Source organism: Spirosoma aerophilum (genome assembly GCF_054782495.1).
In genome coordinates, this window is the sequence record NZ_BAAGSJ010000009.1 from 342,781 (window position 1) to 360,447 (window position 17,667).

The window sequence follows — 17,667 nt, forward strand, 5'->3', positions numbered from 1 at the left end:
GACTTACCGACTTACCAACTTACCAACTTACCAACTCCCCTACGGCAGCCTGGCCATCTGGTCCGGATTACCATCGGGGTCACCCACTACCGGACCGCGCGAAACGGGCGTGCCGTACAGCAGGATGCCCGCCACGTGTGGAGCGGCCATCGACGTGCCGCTGATGGTCCGATAACCGCCCGAACGCCAGGTCGACAGGATATCGACGCCGGGAGCGCACCAGTCGATGGGTGGGTTGCCGGAGTTGGAAAAAGACGCAAATCGGTTGTTTATATCATGCGCAGAAACGGTGTAGATGTTAGGGCCATCGACACGACCCGGCGATGAATAAATGGCGTTCTCCGATTCGTTTCCGGCGGCTAGAGCAAATCGAATCCCCTGGCTGGCAGCCTCTTTCACAGCCTCGTCGATGAGTGGGTAAGCGGGGCCACCCAGGCTCATGTTCGCCACATCGCCGGCCACAGCCTGACTGGCGACATAGTCAACCCCGGCAAGAATCGCCGAGTAAGCCCCACTCCCAGCGGCTGATAACACTTTAACGGCGACCACCTCAACCCCTGGTGCGACGCCCACTACGCCAAAATTGTTGTCTCGGGCACCAATCGTACCCGCCACGTGCGACCCATGCCCATTGTCATCGTCGGCGGTGCGACGCGGATTTTCAAAATTCCGGCTGAGGTCGACATTGACGTTCAGATCGGGATGATCGAAATCAATACCGGTATCAATAACCCAGGCTTTATGATCACCCGTATAGGTACGGATTCCGCCCACCCGGCTAATACCCCAGGGTGTTGTTTGTGCGCCAATGGTTATGACCGAACCCGCCGGAACAGCCAGTGCAACGAACTGATCGGGAACGATGCTGGCAATGAACGGCATCCGTTGCAACCGCGTCAACTCGGCAGCTGTTAGTTCAGCGGCAAAGCCTTTGATTGCCGTGGTATATACCTGCTGGGTTTTCCCGGCAATGTCGGAGCCCACCAACCGGGCGATCAACCCCTTCATACGCTGACTACGAGCTTCATAGGCCCCTGACCGCTCGGGCAGCGTCCGGCTGATAACCGGATCAGCCTTGAACGTAATAATGTATTTCTGCTCATCGGCGGCTGTTCGTGCAGATGGTGCCTGACGACTGTAACGGACGACTGCATCGGGCTGCTGCCGAAAATCGTCGTTGGGCTGACAGGCGACCAGCAAGGCCGGAAGCAGAGCCGACCAGAGCACTTTTTTGAAGGTATGGTTGAACATAATGGTTAAAACGTGAAAAGTTAGACAAACGCGAAATCTGAGAACTAGATGTGTACAAGGTATGGACAAAGCCAAAACGGCACAAGAATATTATATCTATAGGGTTAAAATAATTTACCAGAATGGCTCACTAACAACTCATACAGACATGGAGTTTATCTGTCAACACTAGCCTTATTTATCCATCATGCTCACTTCACTCGACAAGCACACGGCCCTGATTTTGATTGATTTACAAAAGGGAATTGCCACGGGCGACAAAGCGCATCCTGTGCCGGATGTTATTGCCAATGCAGCCCGACTAAAAGCTGCGTTCCGGGCGGCACAGCTACCTGTTGTCGTCGTACACGTCGAACCGATTGGTGCCCCGGCCTCGCGGGTTCGTTCTGAGAGAAGCAATTTTCCGAAAGATGATGCCGGGCAGCAGCAGGCGCTGGCAGAGATGCGAAAAACCGGTTTCTTTGATATTGTGGATCCTGTACAACCAGAACCCGATGATCTGCAAATCACGAAAGAAACCTGGAATGCGTTTTACAACACGCCCCTGCATGATGAGTTGACGAAGCGAAACATAACGGGTATTGTGCTGGCGGGCATCTCGACCAGCATCGGCGTAGAAGGTACGGCCCGGTCGGCCAACGAGCGCGGCTACAACATCACCTTCGCCACCGACGCCATGACCGACAACGTAGCCGCAGCCCACAACAACAGCCTGGCCTATATTTTTCCGCGCATCGGCGAACTGGCCACAACGCAGGAGATTATGGACAAACTGGCAACACGAGTTTAAAGCCGTCTTCTCTGGCAAACCGGGGTACATTTCCATTTAACTATCTTTTAATTAACCGATTGAGCAGGTGTTCGTTATGGATGCATACCAGTCGTAAACTGGCAACCAGTTAACTCAATACCTATGAAACGGTCAATCATCGTCGCAGCTTTCCTGCTGCTGACTCGCCTGAGCTAGGCGCAAAATGTTACCATAGATAGCGAACTCAGGCCCAATACGAACTTCAGTCATTTTAAAAGTTATATCTGGGCCTGGCAACCTGCCATTAGTCAAGGTTCCCAGTCGGATCAGGGAGTGAAAAAACAGGTGGTGGATGCAGTCGGGTACGCGCTGGACGGTCGGGGGTACACACGCACCCGGCAGTCGCCCGATTTGGTTGTGAATGTTCGGGTATTCGATGAGCCCACAACAATTAAAGGCTATACAGGCTCCAGTACCGATTCGGTCATACCGGGCGAGATTCAAAGCCTGGGTAAAGAAAAGGATATCGCCATTAAAGCCGGGACGATTCTGGTCAATCTAGTCGACACGAAAACCGATCAGACTGTTTGGCAGGGCCTGGCGTCAGGCTTGACCTCAACGAATCGCCAGGACCGTCAGGAAGGCAAAATCCGTGAGGCTGTCAACCTGATTTTCGCCAAATACCCCTACCGGGCCGATAAGTTTTATTTGGCTACCAGCCACGAAAAAGCGCGTCACTCTCCCGAATGACGCGCTTTTTCGTGGTCAGGTGATTTCTGAAGAGGTTTAGTGCTTTCCTACTTTCTGCCTATCTTCACCCTATGATTTACCTGGACAACAACGCCACGACGAAGCTGGACCCGCGCGTGCTGGACGCCATGATGCCGTTCCTGACCGACAACTTTGCTAATGCGGCCAGTACGCACCCGTTTGGCGTTTCGGCCAGTGAAGCCGTAAAGCAGGCCCGCCAGCAGATCGCCGAGTTACTTCACTGCGAAACCCACGAACTGGTTTTCACTTCGGGCGCTACGGAAGCCATCAATCTGGCCATTAGAGGTGTTGCCGAAAACTATGCCAGCAAAGGCAAGCACATTGTAACGGTACAAACCGAGCACAAAGCCGTACTCGATGTGTGTGCATATCTGGAAAAACGCGGTTATGAGGTAACTTATCTGCCCGTTCAACCCGATGGCTTATTGGATCTGGACGTTGTAAAAGCCGCCCTCCGCCCCGATACGATTCTGGTATCGGTTATGGCGGTGAACAACGAAACGGGCGTTATTCAGCCCATCGAGCAAATCGCCGAACTCGCCCACGAAGTCGGGGCTCTGTTCATGACCGACGCTACCCAGGCTGTGGGTAAACTACCGCTGGATGTGGATAAGTCCGGTATAGATTTGCTTGCCTTCTCGGGCCACAAGTTTTACGGCCCTAAAGGCGTTGGTGGCCTATTTGTGCGGCAGCGTAGACCGAATAAAGTAAAGCTGGAAGCCCTCCTGCATGGTGGTGGCCATGAACGTGGCTTACGCAGTGGTACGCTCAATGTGCCGGGTATTGTGGGCATTGGTAAAGCCGCTGAACTATCCCGGCTGGAGATTAAACAAGGGGCTGACGCATCTGAGACGCAACGTATTACGTCTCTACGTGGGGAACTCGAAACAGCACTATTAACCATTCCGGGAACGCGGGTTAATGGGAACCGGGAACATCGATTACACAACACTACAAACATCTATTTCGAAAACTGCGACAGCGACGCGCTCATTATGGGTCTGGAAGGCATCGCCGTTTCCAACGGGTCAGCCTGTACAGCGGCCTCCATCGACCCCTCGCACGTGCTATTAGCAATGGGTCTGACCGAAACCGAAGCCTTTTCCTGCCTGCGCTTCAGCTTGGGGCGATTCAACACCGAAGCCGATGTGACTGCGACGGTTACCGCGATAAAAGGCGTTGTGGAAGAGTTGCGAGCGCTGGTATGAGTGAAAAATGCCGGTATAATTGAACAAAAACCGGACTTGTATGCCTAAGCTGATTGAATATTTTGGACTGATTTTTTATTTCTTTTTTATTTCTGTAGTAATGAATATCTCCCCATTCATGTACACGTTAGCCATGTTGAGTACGAGACTATTTTTGAATTATTCTTTGAAGATGGTAAGCTGACCGATGTTCAGTTATGAAAGGCAGATGGTGTAGAAATGCTACCAGCCAAAGATCAAAAAGAAGCGATCAAAGTAGTCGAGTTGTATGCTGATGCGATTGCCCGGAAATGGTTTGACTTCTTTGTTTTGAAGAAAAAATCAAAAATTCGCAAGATTACGAAGAGACTATGAGAACACTCGCAGTTACCCAAGCAGAGTATATAGATCAATACCGGTTGAGAGTAACGTTTTCAGACGCAACCTCACAAGTTATTGACTTTGGTCCTTTTCTCTTGACACACCCAGACCCGCAGCATGATAAGTACCGTAAACTGGCAAATTTCAAACGATTTAAGATAGAACGGGGCAACGTCGTTTGGGGCCGTGACTGGGATTTAATTTTCCCCGTTGCGCAGTTGCATCAGGGGTATGTGGGGCCAGCGGTGTATTGATGGCTTCTTCAAAACCGCATCCTGTCCACAACATAGCCTGAGAATCTGGCATCAACTTCTATTCCTTCAACAAGTCAAACAAACGTGTATTGATAAACAGGGTTTCCTTCCACTTCTGCTCAGAGCGTAGCAAGCCTAGTTTTTCAATCGTGCGTAAGTATTTGGATGCGGTTCGTCGGTCAACGGCCAGCCGATCAACAACGTATTCGATCTTACTGTACGGATAAAGAAACAAAACTTCTACCAACTCCTTACTGTACACATTGGGTGCTTCCCGCCGAATATGCTCTGCCGTCTGCTCAAAAAGAGTTTGAATCTGAAGAATTTGTCCAATGGTTTGCCGGGCTGTTTCTTCAACCGCCTTCAGTATGAATAAAATCCAGTCTGCCCAATTCTGCCGCGTTCGAACCTCCTGTAATAAGCGATAATAGTCAGCCTTATTTTGAATAATGTATCCACTCAGGTAAAGAACCGGCTCGGTGAGCAACTCCTGTAAGATCAAATACAACACATTGATAATTCGGCCTGTTCGACCATTACCGTCATAAAAGGGATGAATACTTTCAAACTGATAATGCTGAACAGCCAACTTGATCAGGGGCGAAACGTCATCCTCCGTGTTTGTATTCAAATAGAGTTCCAGATTGTGCATCAATGCCTGAAGCGTATCCGGGTCGTCGGGCGGGGTATAAATAGTTTCCTGCGTTCGGTCGTTCCGTAAAGCTGTTCCCGGCAGCCGCCGGATACCCGCCTGATTGGCTTCGAGTTCCTGTTGAATAGAAACGATCCCGTTTGTACTCAAAAAGCCGCGACTCCGGATAAATCGATAGCCCGTATATAAAGCCTGACGATACCGAAGGACTTCTTTTGTGGCATTGTCTGTAGTCAGCTCTTTCGCGGCTAAAGCCTGATAGAGTCGATCACTGGTTGTAATAATATTTTCAATTTCAGAACTGGCTTTCGCTTCCTTGAGCACCAGCGCATCGACCAATATGGCGGGGTTTGGCAAAAGCCGGGTCATTCCTTTCAACTCAGCCAACGCCCGCATGGCACGGCTTTCCTGCCGAAGAATGAGTACACTCTCTATCTGCTCGCGCAAAGGCGGCAACAAAGGCAACTGATTATATGGCTGCTCAGGCAGGAAATCTATCATGTACAATAATACGCTTTTTTTGTACATGATACAGATGTCGTGTACATTTCGTGTACATGATGATCGAACGGGGCAACATCGTTTGGAGCCGTGACAGGATTTAATTTTCCCTGTGGCGCAGTTGCATCAGGGGTGTGTAGCTCTGGCGGTGTATTAAGAAATGCTGATTACTCAAGTTAATAATTTGTAACTATTTATATATCCTAATTTATTTGAAAAGTACCAACAGATGGATAAGTATACCTTAGAAAAGTTTAATCTTTAATGAATAAACAGATTTTTACAGTCAAAAATAATCAATTTAAATACCACATAAACACCTAAGTTTGGGTAAAAGAATTTAATAATATTTTCGGCGTGTTCTCCATCGGCGAGTCGATGAATAGCGGGAACTCAACAATTCAATCTGCAACTCTTCCACTAAACCGCGTAAAGGTGCTATTATAAAATCTTAAGGAAAGTGTTAAAAGGGGATAGTTTATTTAAATTTTCGATTAAGATAATTGAAGACCGTTTGGGCCGCATTTATTACAAACATTGCTTCATCTTCCTCAAGCAGTTGCTCGTTTGGATGGGATAAACTGGACTTATTACGAATAGGATTAAGTTTATCAAGAACATTACTGAATGCCTTGATTATTTTATCAATCTCATTCTCCCTTACACCAAGATTTTGCAGAAGAGGGTGCGTAACTCGTAATTTTGAAAATAACTGCGTTAATGAATCATCCTCACTGATTGGTATACTAGATTGAACACATACCTGTTTCAAATACCCATGTAACGCCGTATGTATTCTATCTACACCACTTGTTGCACCGTTATTCTCAATTAAAACTTTTGCATCTTGAATAGCTCGTTCAACAGTTTGATTAGTGATAGCTAATTGCTCGGCAACGATCGATTGTCCGCTTTCTAAACGTTGTATAATTTCAGTTATACGATTTGCTATTTTTGATTTGAATTCTTTTTGTTCTACCCCAAAATAGCTTACCGGAAATTTTTTTAAAATTCCTTTTAAGATCTTCCCTTGAGTCAGGCCATCTGACTCTTTTAAAATTTTTATAAATCGAACCCTTGTGGTTCCTTCATAAATATTAGGATTAATTTCTAAATCGCAGAACTGTGGATAGAAATCAGTATGTGTTTTATAGGTAAAACTGCCCAAGTAGCCGTTTTCTACTCCAATATATCCTTCTGTGATAGTATATATTTCCTGTGCCGATAGCATAATGAAGGAATTAATGATTAATATAATTTAGGGCTTAAACGTATTCTTTCGATGCCACTCAAGTCCTTCTAAATCAGGAAAATGCACCTTACTTCTAGGTAATTCAATTTGCTTTCCAGCTAACGCTTTCAACGAATAAATGCTGGCATCATTTTCCACGAACGTAGGAGAAACTATAACTCTGTAATCGTCATCAATTGAAATAACCCCTTTATCGAATGCCCGGTGAAGGTTTGGACAAAGTGCGATTCCGTTTGTTGGATGATTATTGAACGTCTTGTAAAAGGGTATAATATGACAGGCATCGACCATTGAAAACGTATAAGGTGCCGACACCCGAATACCTGTGATACAACACGTATCGTCGTAGAGCCGAACAATCTCACGCCTAAACAATGTGTCACGGGCGTATACTTCAATCTGATAAGTTTCTGGGTCAAGTTTCGTCTTTAATGCTTTCAGTTTAGCACAGTACTCAACCGGGCTTTCTTCAAGCATTTCGCGGGTTAAATCATCAAGATGCGCATCTAGACTAACAGGAACAATAATTGTCTGATTTGGAAAGTAGGTCGTTAGTAATGTTTGGCGAAGAACAGTACGTGTTTGCTCAACCTTTAGTAATTCAGCTAAGTTAGTGTCAATTTGAGCATAGGCAACGGCGGCACTTAGATTACCAAAACTCGTTAATTTACCGTACTGCACCCACGTCTCACAGCCCGGATTTGCCACTAACTCCCACCAATCTCCTTTCTCGTTTTTAAGATGGAAAAAGGGAAGTGCAAATCCCAAGGTATGATCTGTCGTTACAAATAGATTCCAATTTGTTTTAAAGATTCCGGTAAGTTCAGGAGATATAGGTATTTGATTGGTAGTAAGCAGTTTACTCTCGTAAGCCTGAATAATGGAGAGCAGTAAGATGGGTTTATGGGGAGCTTTTTCCTTTATTTTTCCTCCACCCGGATTTAAGTGAGAGAAAGCGTAAATATAGTAATCAAGTATTTTATTGCCCACGAACGCTATCCTTTATACGTTGCTTCATGATATATCTCTCCAAGTGCAATTCCAGTTCATCTTTCAACCCCCGTTTACGCATCATTAGCGACTTGTTTCGTTGTAGAACCAAACATTCTTGAATAAAATCAAAATCTTCGGGATGGTCGGCGCACACTTCACGTAGCAATTGCTCTTCATGCCTATATTTATCTGTATACTTATCTGAAATGACTATCTTCTGTTCATTGATCTGATTGTATATGTCGGCTACTTTAACATTAAAAATACCATCCCGATACCACGTTAGCTGAATGGCAACCAGCTCCTGATGCGAGATGAGTTGCATGTCTTCTCCCTGAGATAATTGTATGTCGCGTTGTGCCCGTAGCAACATAGTCAGAAATTCAGCACGGGCCGTTGGCGTATATGGTCCCCAAGTTGTTGGGTCCTCCTCTTTAAATGGGCTATCAGTCCGTCGGCGCATTTCACGGTAAGTACGGTCGTTGCGCGTAGCAATAAGCACATCCCGAAACTCCATAAGCGGTTCCATCCAGTCGTCGCCATTAAGCACAAGCCCTTCCATGGATTTGTCTCGTGCCACAACCGTACAAACCCAGCACCCAAACCGGCTTTGACCACAGGAGGGCGTGGTCTCGTCAATCACCAGTGGGCAGTCACCATCTGTATTCGCATTCCGATACAACGTTTGAAGTTCCTTATGCTTCCCACCCCAAGGCGCGTCAACTTGCATCAAATACTGCCAAACTTCATTGGTTGTAATATCCTGCAAGGGAGCATACACAAACGCATTGGGTAAAAGGTGCTTACGAAGCCGCTGATTTTTTATAGAGTGGCGTTTCATAGATCGGGCACGAGTTTGGCTCTCATCCGAACGCGTACCGAGCAGAATAATAGCTTCCCCTTTCTCACTAATTTTCTCCTGAATAAACCGCGTTGTTGGGTTAATCTTCAACCGTTCAGTACACCAACGAAAGCTATTATTAGGAGCTGGATAGCCACGACCAAGCAAGTTCACCCAAAATGTATCTTCAAGTCGGGGCGTAGTGCGGTGAACGGTAATAGGCATCCCCTGTTCAGCGGCTGCTTTCTGTACGCGGTCGAGCGTTCTGTTAATGAAGCTGACAATCTTCGGATTCTCTACTAAAGTATCATTACAAACAACATGAATTGGCCGATTACGAGTACCATCTGGAATTTTAACTAATGCCCGCCAAACCACCTGCAATAGCATGGTTGAGTCCTTACCTCCGCTAAAGCCAATAATCCAGGGACGCGGATTATCGTCGTAGAGATACTGGTCAATTATTTCGTCTTCTATGAATGGGATCTTGAAGGACATAACGTGGGTGGTGGGGTTGGCGAAAGTATAACTATTAAACGCAAATGTAAACTTAATACAAACAGAACATTGTAAAAAACAGAAATATAGTGCTTGCAAACCGATTCACGACGTCTCTCTTCGGATGAATTCTTTCCTTAGCACCAAAGTAATTAGTGGCTATAAACTTACCCGTGAAATTTATTATGCGAAGCGAGTGCCGTCGAACCCACTCTACCAATCCTGATCAGGTAATATATGCGAAAGCTGGTTTCTCTTACTAACTGATTTGTTAACCGGTACTTCACCAAACTGAACCGTTTAAATCGTAAATCGCATCCTGAAAATTAGCGTTAAGCAAATGCCGTCTTCTCTTATTATTGGCGCGGGTATGGCCGGTCTGACCGCGGCCCGCGAATTGAGTGCTCAGGGGTGGGATGTTGTCGTACTCGACAAAGGTCGGGGCATTGGCGGTCGACTGGCAACCCGGCGCATCGAACAGGCCCGTGCCGATCATGGTGCTCAGTATTTCTCCGCCACCACGCCCGAATTCCAGCAGGTCGTTGAGACACTGCTGGCCGACAACGTCATTACCCAGTGGGAACCCGAACCGGCCAGCCCGACTGATTCAACCCTTAACAAACCGCATTATGTTGGGCTAGACGGTATGAACGCCGTGGCGAAAGCCCTGGCCCGAAAGCTACCCGTGCTGACGGCTGAAACGGTCATTTTCTTCCGGGTCGATGGGGAGCAATGGCTTGTGGAAACCGAATCGGGTGGGAAGTACCGGGCCGATGCGCTGCTGATTACCATCCCGGCCCCGCAGGCATTGGCCCTTGTCGAGAAGAGTGGCTTTGCGCTGTCGGCGGCTGAGGTGTCGGCACTCTCGGCCATCCATTATCAGCCCTGCATAGCGGTGATGGTGGCGCTGACGGAACCCAGCCAACTGCCCGCCCCCGGTGCCATTCGCTACGAAACAGGTAACATCGCGTGGGTCGTCGATAATGCGCAGAAAGGCATCTCACCCGGTCAGCCCTCCGTTACGATTCACGCCAGCGCCGACTTCAGCCGGGTACATTTCGACGGTGACCTGACCGCCATTGGCCGGCAACTGGCCGATCAGCTATCCTATGTACTCCCTGCCGACCGTATCAGTGCCATTCAGGTACACCGCTGGCGCTACAGCCTGGCCGACCAGCGGCATCCGGCCCCGTTTCTGAAGGCCGAAGCCGCCCTCCCGCTGCTGTTTGGGGGCGATGGATTCGGCGCGGGTAATGTGGAAGGCGCCTTCACGTCAGGGATGGCGATGGCGGGGGCGCTGTAGCGGGTGTAAGGTGGCCTGATCGATGGCCTTTCGGACTATCATACACCTGCTACAGAGTAGAATACAGCCCGAAGAAGCTCTGACTAGTTGAGTTTGAACCTGAACCAAACCCAATAGCACCTCCCCTTCCCTATGGTCTGGAAACAAGTTATTGACCCGTTTGCCAACATCGCGTTATCCGTTCTGATCGCGTTAGTACCCATCCTGTTCATTTTCTGGGCACTGATCATCCGAAAGATGAAAGGCTATCAGGCCAGTTTGATCGCTACGGGCCTGGCCATGCTCATTGCTACGGTGGTCTACGGCATGCCCGTTGGTCTGGCTCTGCTGTCGGCGGCTCATGGAGCTTTGTATGGTCTGTTTCCGATCTGCTGGCTGGTGATCATGGCGGTTTTTCTGTTCAACCTCACCGTTAAAAGCGGCCAGTTCGAAATCATCAAGTACTTCATGGGGTCCATCACCGCCGACCGTCGGTTGCAGGGCCTGCTGATTGCGTTCTCCTTCGGCTCCTTTTTGGAAGGTACCGCCGGATTCGGTGCGCCCGTGGCCATTACGGCGGCTATGCTGGTGGGGCTGGGCTTCAACCCGCTCTATGCGTCGGGCATTTGTTTGATTGCCAACACCGCTCCCGTTGCCTTCGGCTCCATCGGCATCCCCATTACGGTGGCCTCGCAGGTGTCGGGCATTCCAGAGCTGCCGATTTCGCAGATGGTAGGCCGAACGCTGCCCATCCTCTCCGTCATGCTGCCGTTCTATCTGGTGAGCATCATTGCGGGCTTCCGAAAAGCGCAGGAGATCTGGCCGGCGGTGCTGGTGTCGGGCGTTTCGTTTGCGTTTCTACAGTACGTCTCATCCAACTTCCTCGGCCCTGCGTTGCCCGATGTCATTGCCGGGTTGGGGTCGATCATCTGCCTGATGGCGTTTCTTCGGGTCTGGAAGCCAAAAACCATCTGGCGTTTTGCCAATGAACCAGCCGCCACCGTCGATATGTCCATCCGTTACACCGCCGGGCAGGTCATCCGGGCGTGGTCGCCGTTTATTGTTCTGACGATCATCATCATTTCCTGGGGGATGCAGCCCATCAAAGACGTGCTCAACTCGGCGGGTATGTTCCAGTTCGAATTTCCGGGGCTGCACAACGCCATTCTGGGCAGCGATGGCAACCCGATTCCCAAGCTCTTCAAGGTCAATTACCTCTCGGCAGCCGGAACGGCTATTTTACTGGCTGCCCTCATCGCCATTCCGCTCGTTGGGCTGACATACAAAACGGGAGCAGCTGTGTTTGGGGAGACGCTCCGCCAACTGCGGTTCCCGATTCTGTCGGTGGCCTCGGTGCTGGCGTTTGCGTATATTCTGAACGACTCTGGCATCACGCTCACGCTGGCCGCTGTGCTGGCGAGTACGGGTCTGCTGTTTCCCTTTTTCGCCCCCGTGCTGGGCTGGCTGGGGGTGTTCATCACCGGCTCAGATACCTCGGCCAATGCCTTGTTCAGTAAGCTTCAGTACGCTACGGCGCAGTCCATCGGTGTCAACCCGGTGGTGACGGTAGCGGCCAACGTGTCGGGGGGGGTGGTTGGCAAGATGATTTCGCCACAATCCATTGCCGTAGCTGCCGCAGCGGGTAATCTGGTGGGACAGGAGTCGCAGCTGTTCCGTTTTACGGTGAAGCACAGCTTTTATATGCTGATTTTTATCTGTTTCCTGACGCTGGCCCAGGCCTACGTCCTGAAATGGATAATTCCGGTCTACGAAATGCTCGACGGGAAGAAAGCATCCGTTCTGCCGGATCTGACGAAAGGGTATCTGTATCTGGGTATCTTAGCGGTGGTTTTGGTTGGGATCGGCATTACCATCAGAGCGATGGCGGGAAAGGAAGCTGTTTTACGACCCCTCTCACCACCCCCAACCCCCTCCTAAAACAGGAGGGGACTTTGTAACGAGGGACCCTTTTTTTAGCCCTCTCTTAAAATAGGAGGGGCCGGGCCGACGCTTCGGTTGGGGGGGTGGTGAGATGATCAACCGTTTATCAAACGAACAAAAGAAAACTCAATAATGAAGATTGTCGTATTAGATGGCTATACCCTGAATCCGGGTGATTTATCCTGGCAAGGCATTGAACAACTGGCCGACGTAACGGTCTATGACCGGACACCCGCCGATCAGATCGTGGAACGGGCGCAGGAGGCCGACATTGTTTTTACCAACAAAACACCGCTGGATGAGGCTACTCTCAACCAGTTACCCAACCTGAAATTCATCAGCGTACTCGCTACCGGGTTCAATATTGTCGACATTGCCACCGCCAAAAAGAAGGGTGTTGTGGTGAGTAATGTACCCGGTTATGGCACGCCCTCTGTTGTTCAGTTGACCTTTGCGCTGCTGCTCGAACTGACCTTGCACGTACAGCGGCACAGCGATTCCGTGCGGGATGGCAAGTGGGCGCGGTCGGTGGATTTCTGTTTCTGGGATTATCCGCTTATCGAACTTTCGGGCAAAACGATGGGCATCATTGGGTTCGGGAGTATCGGCGAAAAAGTGGCCGACGTGGCCACGGCCTTTGGCATGAACATCATCGGCTCCAAACGGCACCGCACCGACCAGTCGCACCGGCCGAATTTCAAGTGGGCAGAGATCCCCGACCTGCTGGCGGAGTCGGATGTGGTGAGTATCCATACACCGTTGGTACCCGAAACCCAGGGGCTTATTAACAAGGAAAATCTGGCGTTGATGAAGTCATCGGCGTTTCTGCTCAACACCTCCCGTGGCCCGATCATCGTCGATCAGGATCTGGCCGATGCGCTGAACAACGGCGTCATTGCCGGGGCAGGCATCGACGTGTTGTCCAAAGAGCCGCCCCTGCCCGATAACCCGCTGTTCACGGCTAAAAACTGCCTCATCACCCCACACATCGCCTGGGCCACCACCGAAGCCCGCGCCCGGCTCATGGCCATCACGGTCGATAATCTGGCCGCATTCCTGAACGGCAAGCCGGTGAACGTGGTGAATTAATATGTCTTGGCCAGGCTCCAGCCTGGCCGTGTTCTCTTTATGGCAAGGGCCAGGCTGGAGTCTGGCCAAGACATAGCTATGCTCACTCGCTTATTCTTCACGCTGCTCCCCCTGATCGGCCTCTGTTCCCCAACACTGGCGCGGATCATCCGCATCGAAATCACCAGCGTTCAGTCGCCCACGTTTGAGGGGAAAACGTTCGGGCGGGTGGGGGCTTATGAAAAGCTACGGGGTAAAGCCTATGGCGAACTCGACCCAAACAGCCCACAGAATGCGCTCATTACGGATATTGCTCTGGCTCCGCGCAATGCAAAAGGCATGGTAGACTACGTAATGGATATTTATATCCTCAAACCCGTCGACCTTGCTACCGGCAATCACAAGCTGTTTCTGGAAATCAACAACCGGGGCGGTAAGCTTTTCGGTGGGTTCAACAAAAGCAGTGGCGGCAATGACCCAACCACCGCGGCCCAGGCTGGCGAAGCCTTTCTGATGAACATGGGCTACACCCTCGTCTGGAACGGCTGGGACTGCTCGGCCGCGCCCGTCAACAATAATCTAACCATCAGCGTACCCATTGCTCATAACGCCGATGGCTCATCCATTACGGGACCATCCTACGAATACATCTCGTTCGACAATGCCACGTCCCTGACGTATTCGCTCGCCTACCCGGCCGCCACGCCGGAGAAATCGAAGGCTACCCTCACCGTGCGCGACCGTTTGGGCGACACACCAACGGTTATCCCGGCCGATGGCTGGGAATATGCCAGCGACAGATCAATTCGGTTGTTGCCGACCGGAACGCCCTTCCGGCAAAGTGCCATTTATGAATTTACCTACACGGCTAAAGATCCCGTTGTAGCCGGGATAGGTTTTGCCGCTACCCGCGATTTCGTTTCGTTTCTACGCTATGCCAAAGCCGATGACTTCGGCCATCCGAATCCACTGGCAAACGACGTGCAGTACACCTTTTCGTATTCACTCTCGCAACCCGCCCGTTACGTCAATGATTTCCAGACGCTGGGCTTCAATGCCGATGAACAGAACCGGCGGGTGCTGGACGGCATCGAAAACTGGCTCGGCGGGGCGAGTGGCATTGCCCTGAACTATCGTTTCGCCCAGCCTTCGCGAACGGAACGCAACCGCCAGAATCACCTGTACCCGGAAGGCGTTTTCCCCTTCGCCTACCCCATCCTGACCGATCCGCTGACCGGAAAAACCGCCGGTCGACTGGCCCGCTGCACCGCCAGCAATACCTGCCCGAAAGTCTTCGAGATCAATTCGGCCAACGAATACTGGGTGAAAGCCGCTTCCCTTCTGCATACCGACAGCAAAGGCAACGACCTCCCCGACCCCGATAACGTCCGGTTCTATCTGGTGTCGGGCGCGCAGCACGGAACGGGTAACGAAACCAGCAAGGGCACTTGTCAGCAGTTTCAGAACCCGACCAACGGGGAGCCGACCTTACGGGCGCTCTTTATGGCCCTCGACATGTGGGTAACAAAAGGTGTTACGCCCCCCGCCAGTCAGGTGCCCCGGCAGTCCACCAAAACGGCCGCACTGGCTGTTCCGCAACCCGGTTCTCAAACGGGGATAGTGCCTCAGGCGGCTCTCGGCTGGCCCACCATTCCGGGCGTGACGTATACGGGTCTTGTAACCACCCGATACCTCCTCGATTTCGGTTCTTCTTTCAATACCGGTGTTATTACCAGCTTCCCGACCAGCGTAGCCAACCGCCCCTCATACGTAAGTTTCGTATCGAAAGTCGATAAAGACGGCAATGAAATAGCAGGCATTCGCCTGCCGCCGGTTGCTGTACCCACTGCCACAACAACCGGCTGGGCCTTGCGACGATCTGACTACGGCGAAAATGACGGCTGTGAAGGGGCCGGGCAATACATTCCGTTCAAGGCCACAAAAGCCGAACGCACTGTTGCCAACGACCCACGGCTGTCTTTACAGGAGCGTTACAAAACGCATGAGGGCTATGTAGAAGCCGTTCGCAAGTCGGTACAGTTGCTAATTGAACAGCGATTTTTGCTACCGGAAGACGGACAGGCCTATATCAAGACTGCTCTGGAGAGAAAACTGTAGTACTGACCGCCGATGCATTGGAGCGCCCGGTCGGCACTACAGTTTCTTTCCCACACAATCAATATCCCGCCTTTTCATAGCTTATCGCCAATACATGTAGTTGTTATCATTAACAAATAACAACTTACGGCGATGAACAAGTCTATAATTGTACCTATACTACTTCTAACTACCCTAACCTTTAAGGCCCAGGCGCAGTCTGGAGCTACCAAAACGAGCAAGCCTAAGTCAGCCAGAGGCACCACGTCTACAACGGTCGTCATCGATAGTGCATCCAATGCCGGGGCTACCAACGACGGCGCCAGTGGACAAAGCGGCCGACCGATGGCTATCCCATCGAGCACCACAGCGCAGGCCTCGTCGGTAAAAAGTCAGGAACGGTCTACCCGAAAAGTAAAGCGGAGTTCGCAGAGTAATCAGCGGTAACCATTGCTACCGGAGCGGACTTCTATCAAGGTATCCGATACCGCTTGACGAAATCGATTATATCGCCTAGTAAGGCTGGTGCAAGGTCATCATCTGAGCTAATCATCAGATCGAATTCTGCGCTGTTGGGGTCTTCCTCAGACATAAGGTCCACCTGGGAGCCGGAACCAATTCCGCAACCATATGGGCGCACAAAAGCACTCAGTGCATCCGAATGAGACAGGTTTCTTAAGTGCGAAATTTCCTGACGCGATAATCCGGTCCAGTGCAGGCAGGTTAAACGCTCAACATCTGAGGTGTAGTTGACAATGTCAAAGTCGTCTCTGATCATTGATCCCGGCAAAACACGGGGGTAATGCTCATCCCCTAAAGGGGGTAAAATTATCCAGTCACCAGCCATAACGTATAGTATTTGTTGACGCTGTACTCCATAAACCCCTGCAGTTGCCATTTGCTTTGCGGTTTAAGCCAGCAACCAGTAAACGTTGGAAACAGACTGGAGGTTATACGGCGAACATGTATCGTTTATCACTTCCGCAATGACGTAATCAGGATATTGACAACGTAAGCACACTGTCCTAACAAAAAAGCGGCTAGACCCAGCAGTAGGCCCTGGTCACTTATTGAATTACCCCTACCGGATATCGGCAGCACCAACAGCATGAACAGGCCAATGGTCGGCAACAGGTGAACCGCAGTCAGGGCTCCATTCGGTGTTTTGCCGGTGCGTTGCAGGAACCAGTACCCCAGTCCGGCAACCAGCAGGAAAGCCGATTCAGCCAACGCGAAGTGGCCATTATCAATCACATAATACGTATCATATAGCTGAACATCGACCGTATGCTGCCGAAACCAAAGCCCTATCAAAACAAGTGCAGGGATGGCCAGCCAGCTAATCAGGTGTGGTTTTCGGAGAATCATTTATGGTCTAAGGTTTACATTAAAGCTTCCGATACATGATGTAGGCGTTCGTGTAACCAAGCTGCGCATGATTAAACGCATCAGGAATTTCGCCAATGATGACAAACCCCAGTTTTTGCCACAGTCGGACGGCCCGTTCGTTGCTCTTGACGACGATATTGAACTGCATGGCTCGGTAGCCTAATCGCCGGGCTTCCTGAATGGAGTACTCGCCCATACGTTGCCCTATTCCCTGCCCCTCATACGCAGCGGAAACCATATACGACGCATTCGCTACGTGCGAGCCGAGGTCAACCTGATTATCCTTCATGATAAATGTTCCCACCACGTTACCCTCGACCGTAGCGACGTAGGTGTACTTATCATCGCTACACCAATAATTCAGCATCTTTTCTCTTGATGAATCCGGGGCAAAACAATAGGTGTCGCCCGTGGCAATGACGGGTCTGATGATCTGCCAGATCGCTTCGTGATCATCGGCAGTGGCTTTACGGATTTCGGTCATTTCGGTTGTATGGAAAGTAAACCTTTTGTCTTACCCCAACCCCTAAAGGGGTTTTATCGCTTATTCTCAACTAA

The 17,667-nt window shown here is 50.4% G+C and carries 18 protein-coding genes; 10 read left to right on the forward strand and 8 right to left on the reverse strand.

Annotation, left to right across the window (positions count from 1 at the left end; all coding sequences use genetic code 11):
* Positions 1 to 39: 39 nt before the first annotated feature.
* Entirely contained in the window at positions 40 to 1,251 is a 1,212-nt protein-coding gene (locus ACYVK4_RS09140) for a S8 family peptidase (RefSeq protein WP_461127188.1), read from the reverse strand.
* A gap of 187 nt (positions 1,252 to 1,438) precedes the next feature.
* Here ACYVK4_RS09140 and ACYVK4_RS09145 point away from each other — a divergent pair, with 187 nt between their 5' ends.
* From ACYVK4_RS09145 to ACYVK4_RS09165, 5 genes are all read left to right on the forward strand, one after another.
* Positions 1,439 to 2,041, forward strand: a complete 603-nt coding sequence (locus ACYVK4_RS09145; protein WP_461127189.1) for an isochorismatase family protein — start codon at positions 1,439 to 1,441, stop codon at positions 2,039 to 2,041.
* A gap of 192 nt (positions 2,042 to 2,233) precedes the next feature.
* A complete protein-coding gene (locus tag ACYVK4_RS09150) occupies positions 2,234 to 2,752 on the forward strand; it encodes a DUF4136 domain-containing protein (RefSeq protein WP_461127508.1) in 519 nt (172 codons plus the stop codon).
* A gap of 71 nt (positions 2,753 to 2,823) precedes the next feature.
* Positions 2,824 to 3,981, forward strand: coding sequence for a cysteine desulfurase family protein (locus ACYVK4_RS09155; RefSeq protein WP_461127190.1), 1,158 nt, complete (start codon positions 2,824 to 2,826; stop codon positions 3,979 to 3,981).
* A gap of 57 nt (positions 3,982 to 4,038) precedes the next feature.
* Positions 4,039 to 4,182: a DUF4160 domain-containing protein gene (locus ACYVK4_RS09160; protein ID WP_461127509.1), complete on the forward strand. Its 144-nt coding sequence runs from the start codon at positions 4,039 to 4,041 to the stop codon at positions 4,180 to 4,182.
* 149 nt (positions 4,183 to 4,331) lie between these two features.
* Entirely contained in the window at positions 4,332 to 4,595 is a 264-nt protein-coding gene (locus tag ACYVK4_RS09165) for a DUF2442 domain-containing protein (RefSeq protein WP_461127191.1), read from the forward strand.
* A gap of 58 nt (positions 4,596 to 4,653) precedes the next feature.
* Here the strand turns inward: ACYVK4_RS09165 and ACYVK4_RS09170 are convergent, their stop codons facing one another.
* The 4 genes from ACYVK4_RS09170 to dndC all read right to left on the reverse strand — a co-directional run bounded on the left by ACYVK4_RS09170 (position 4,654) and on the right by dndC (position 9,332).
* The gene (locus ACYVK4_RS09170; RefSeq protein WP_461127192.1) at positions 4,654 to 5,748 is read right to left on the reverse strand and encodes a Fic family protein; all 1,095 of its coding nucleotides are present in this window, start codon (positions 5,746 to 5,748) and stop codon (positions 4,654 to 4,656) included.
* Positions 5,749 to 6,226: 478 nt separating this feature from the next.
* Positions 6,227 to 6,979: an abortive infection family protein gene (locus ACYVK4_RS09175; RefSeq protein ID WP_461127193.1), complete on the reverse strand. Its 753-nt coding sequence runs from the start codon at positions 6,977 to 6,979 to the stop codon at positions 6,227 to 6,229.
* A 27-nt stretch (positions 6,980 to 7,006) separates the two neighbouring features.
* Complete coding sequence (locus ACYVK4_RS09180) at positions 7,007 to 7,990, reverse strand: HNH endonuclease (protein WP_461127194.1); 984 nt, start codon at positions 7,988 to 7,990, stop codon at positions 7,007 to 7,009.
* On the reverse strand, positions 7,980 to 9,332 hold the full coding sequence (gene dndC, locus ACYVK4_RS09185; RefSeq protein ID WP_461127195.1) for a DNA phosphorothioation system sulfurtransferase DndC: 1,353 nt from the start codon (positions 9,330 to 9,332) through the stop codon (positions 7,980 to 7,982). The genes ACYVK4_RS09180 and dndC overlap by 11 nt, the downstream gene beginning before the upstream one ends.
* Before the next feature lie 340 nt (positions 9,333 to 9,672).
* Here dndC and ACYVK4_RS09190 point away from each other — a divergent pair, with 340 nt between their 5' ends.
* From ACYVK4_RS09190 to ACYVK4_RS09210, 5 genes are all read left to right on the forward strand, one after another.
* Complete coding sequence (locus ACYVK4_RS09190; protein WP_461127196.1) at positions 9,673 to 10,635, forward strand: NAD(P)/FAD-dependent oxidoreductase; 963 nt, start codon at positions 9,673 to 9,675, stop codon at positions 10,633 to 10,635.
* 132 nt (positions 10,636 to 10,767) lie between these two features.
* Positions 10,768 to 12,552, forward strand: a complete 1,785-nt coding sequence (locus ACYVK4_RS09195; RefSeq protein WP_461127197.1) for an L-lactate permease — start codon at positions 10,768 to 10,770, stop codon at positions 12,550 to 12,552.
* 135 nt (positions 12,553 to 12,687) lie between these two features.
* Positions 12,688 to 13,644 carry a D-2-hydroxyacid dehydrogenase gene (locus tag ACYVK4_RS09200; protein WP_461127198.1) on the forward strand — a complete coding sequence of 319 codons (957 nt, stop codon included), beginning with the start codon at positions 12,688 to 12,690 and terminating at the stop codon, positions 13,642 to 13,644.
* Between the two features lie 78 nt (positions 13,645 to 13,722).
* On the forward strand, positions 13,723 to 15,741 hold the full coding sequence (locus ACYVK4_RS09205; RefSeq protein ID WP_461127199.1) for an alpha/beta hydrolase domain-containing protein: 2,019 nt from the start codon (positions 13,723 to 13,725) through the stop codon (positions 15,739 to 15,741).
* A gap of 132 nt (positions 15,742 to 15,873) precedes the next feature.
* Positions 15,874 to 16,167, forward strand: coding sequence for a hypothetical protein (locus ACYVK4_RS09210; protein ID WP_461127200.1), 294 nt, complete (start codon positions 15,874 to 15,876; stop codon positions 16,165 to 16,167).
* 25 nt (positions 16,168 to 16,192) lie between these two features.
* Here ACYVK4_RS09210 and ACYVK4_RS09215 read toward each other — a convergent pair whose 3' ends face one another.
* From ACYVK4_RS09215 to ACYVK4_RS09225, 3 genes are all read right to left on the reverse strand, one after another.
* A complete protein-coding gene (locus tag ACYVK4_RS09215) occupies positions 16,193 to 16,618 on the reverse strand; it encodes a hypothetical protein (protein WP_461127201.1) in 426 nt (141 codons plus the stop codon).
* Between the two features lie 77 nt (positions 16,619 to 16,695).
* On the reverse strand, positions 16,696 to 17,088 hold the full coding sequence (locus ACYVK4_RS09220; protein WP_461127202.1) for a hypothetical protein: 393 nt from the start codon (positions 17,086 to 17,088) through the stop codon (positions 16,696 to 16,698).
* Positions 17,089 to 17,107: 19 nt separating this feature from the next.
* Positions 17,108 to 17,593, reverse strand: a complete 486-nt coding sequence (locus ACYVK4_RS09225) for a GNAT family N-acetyltransferase (RefSeq protein WP_461127203.1) — start codon at positions 17,591 to 17,593, stop codon at positions 17,108 to 17,110.
* Between the last annotated feature and the right edge of the window lie 74 nt (positions 17,594 to 17,667).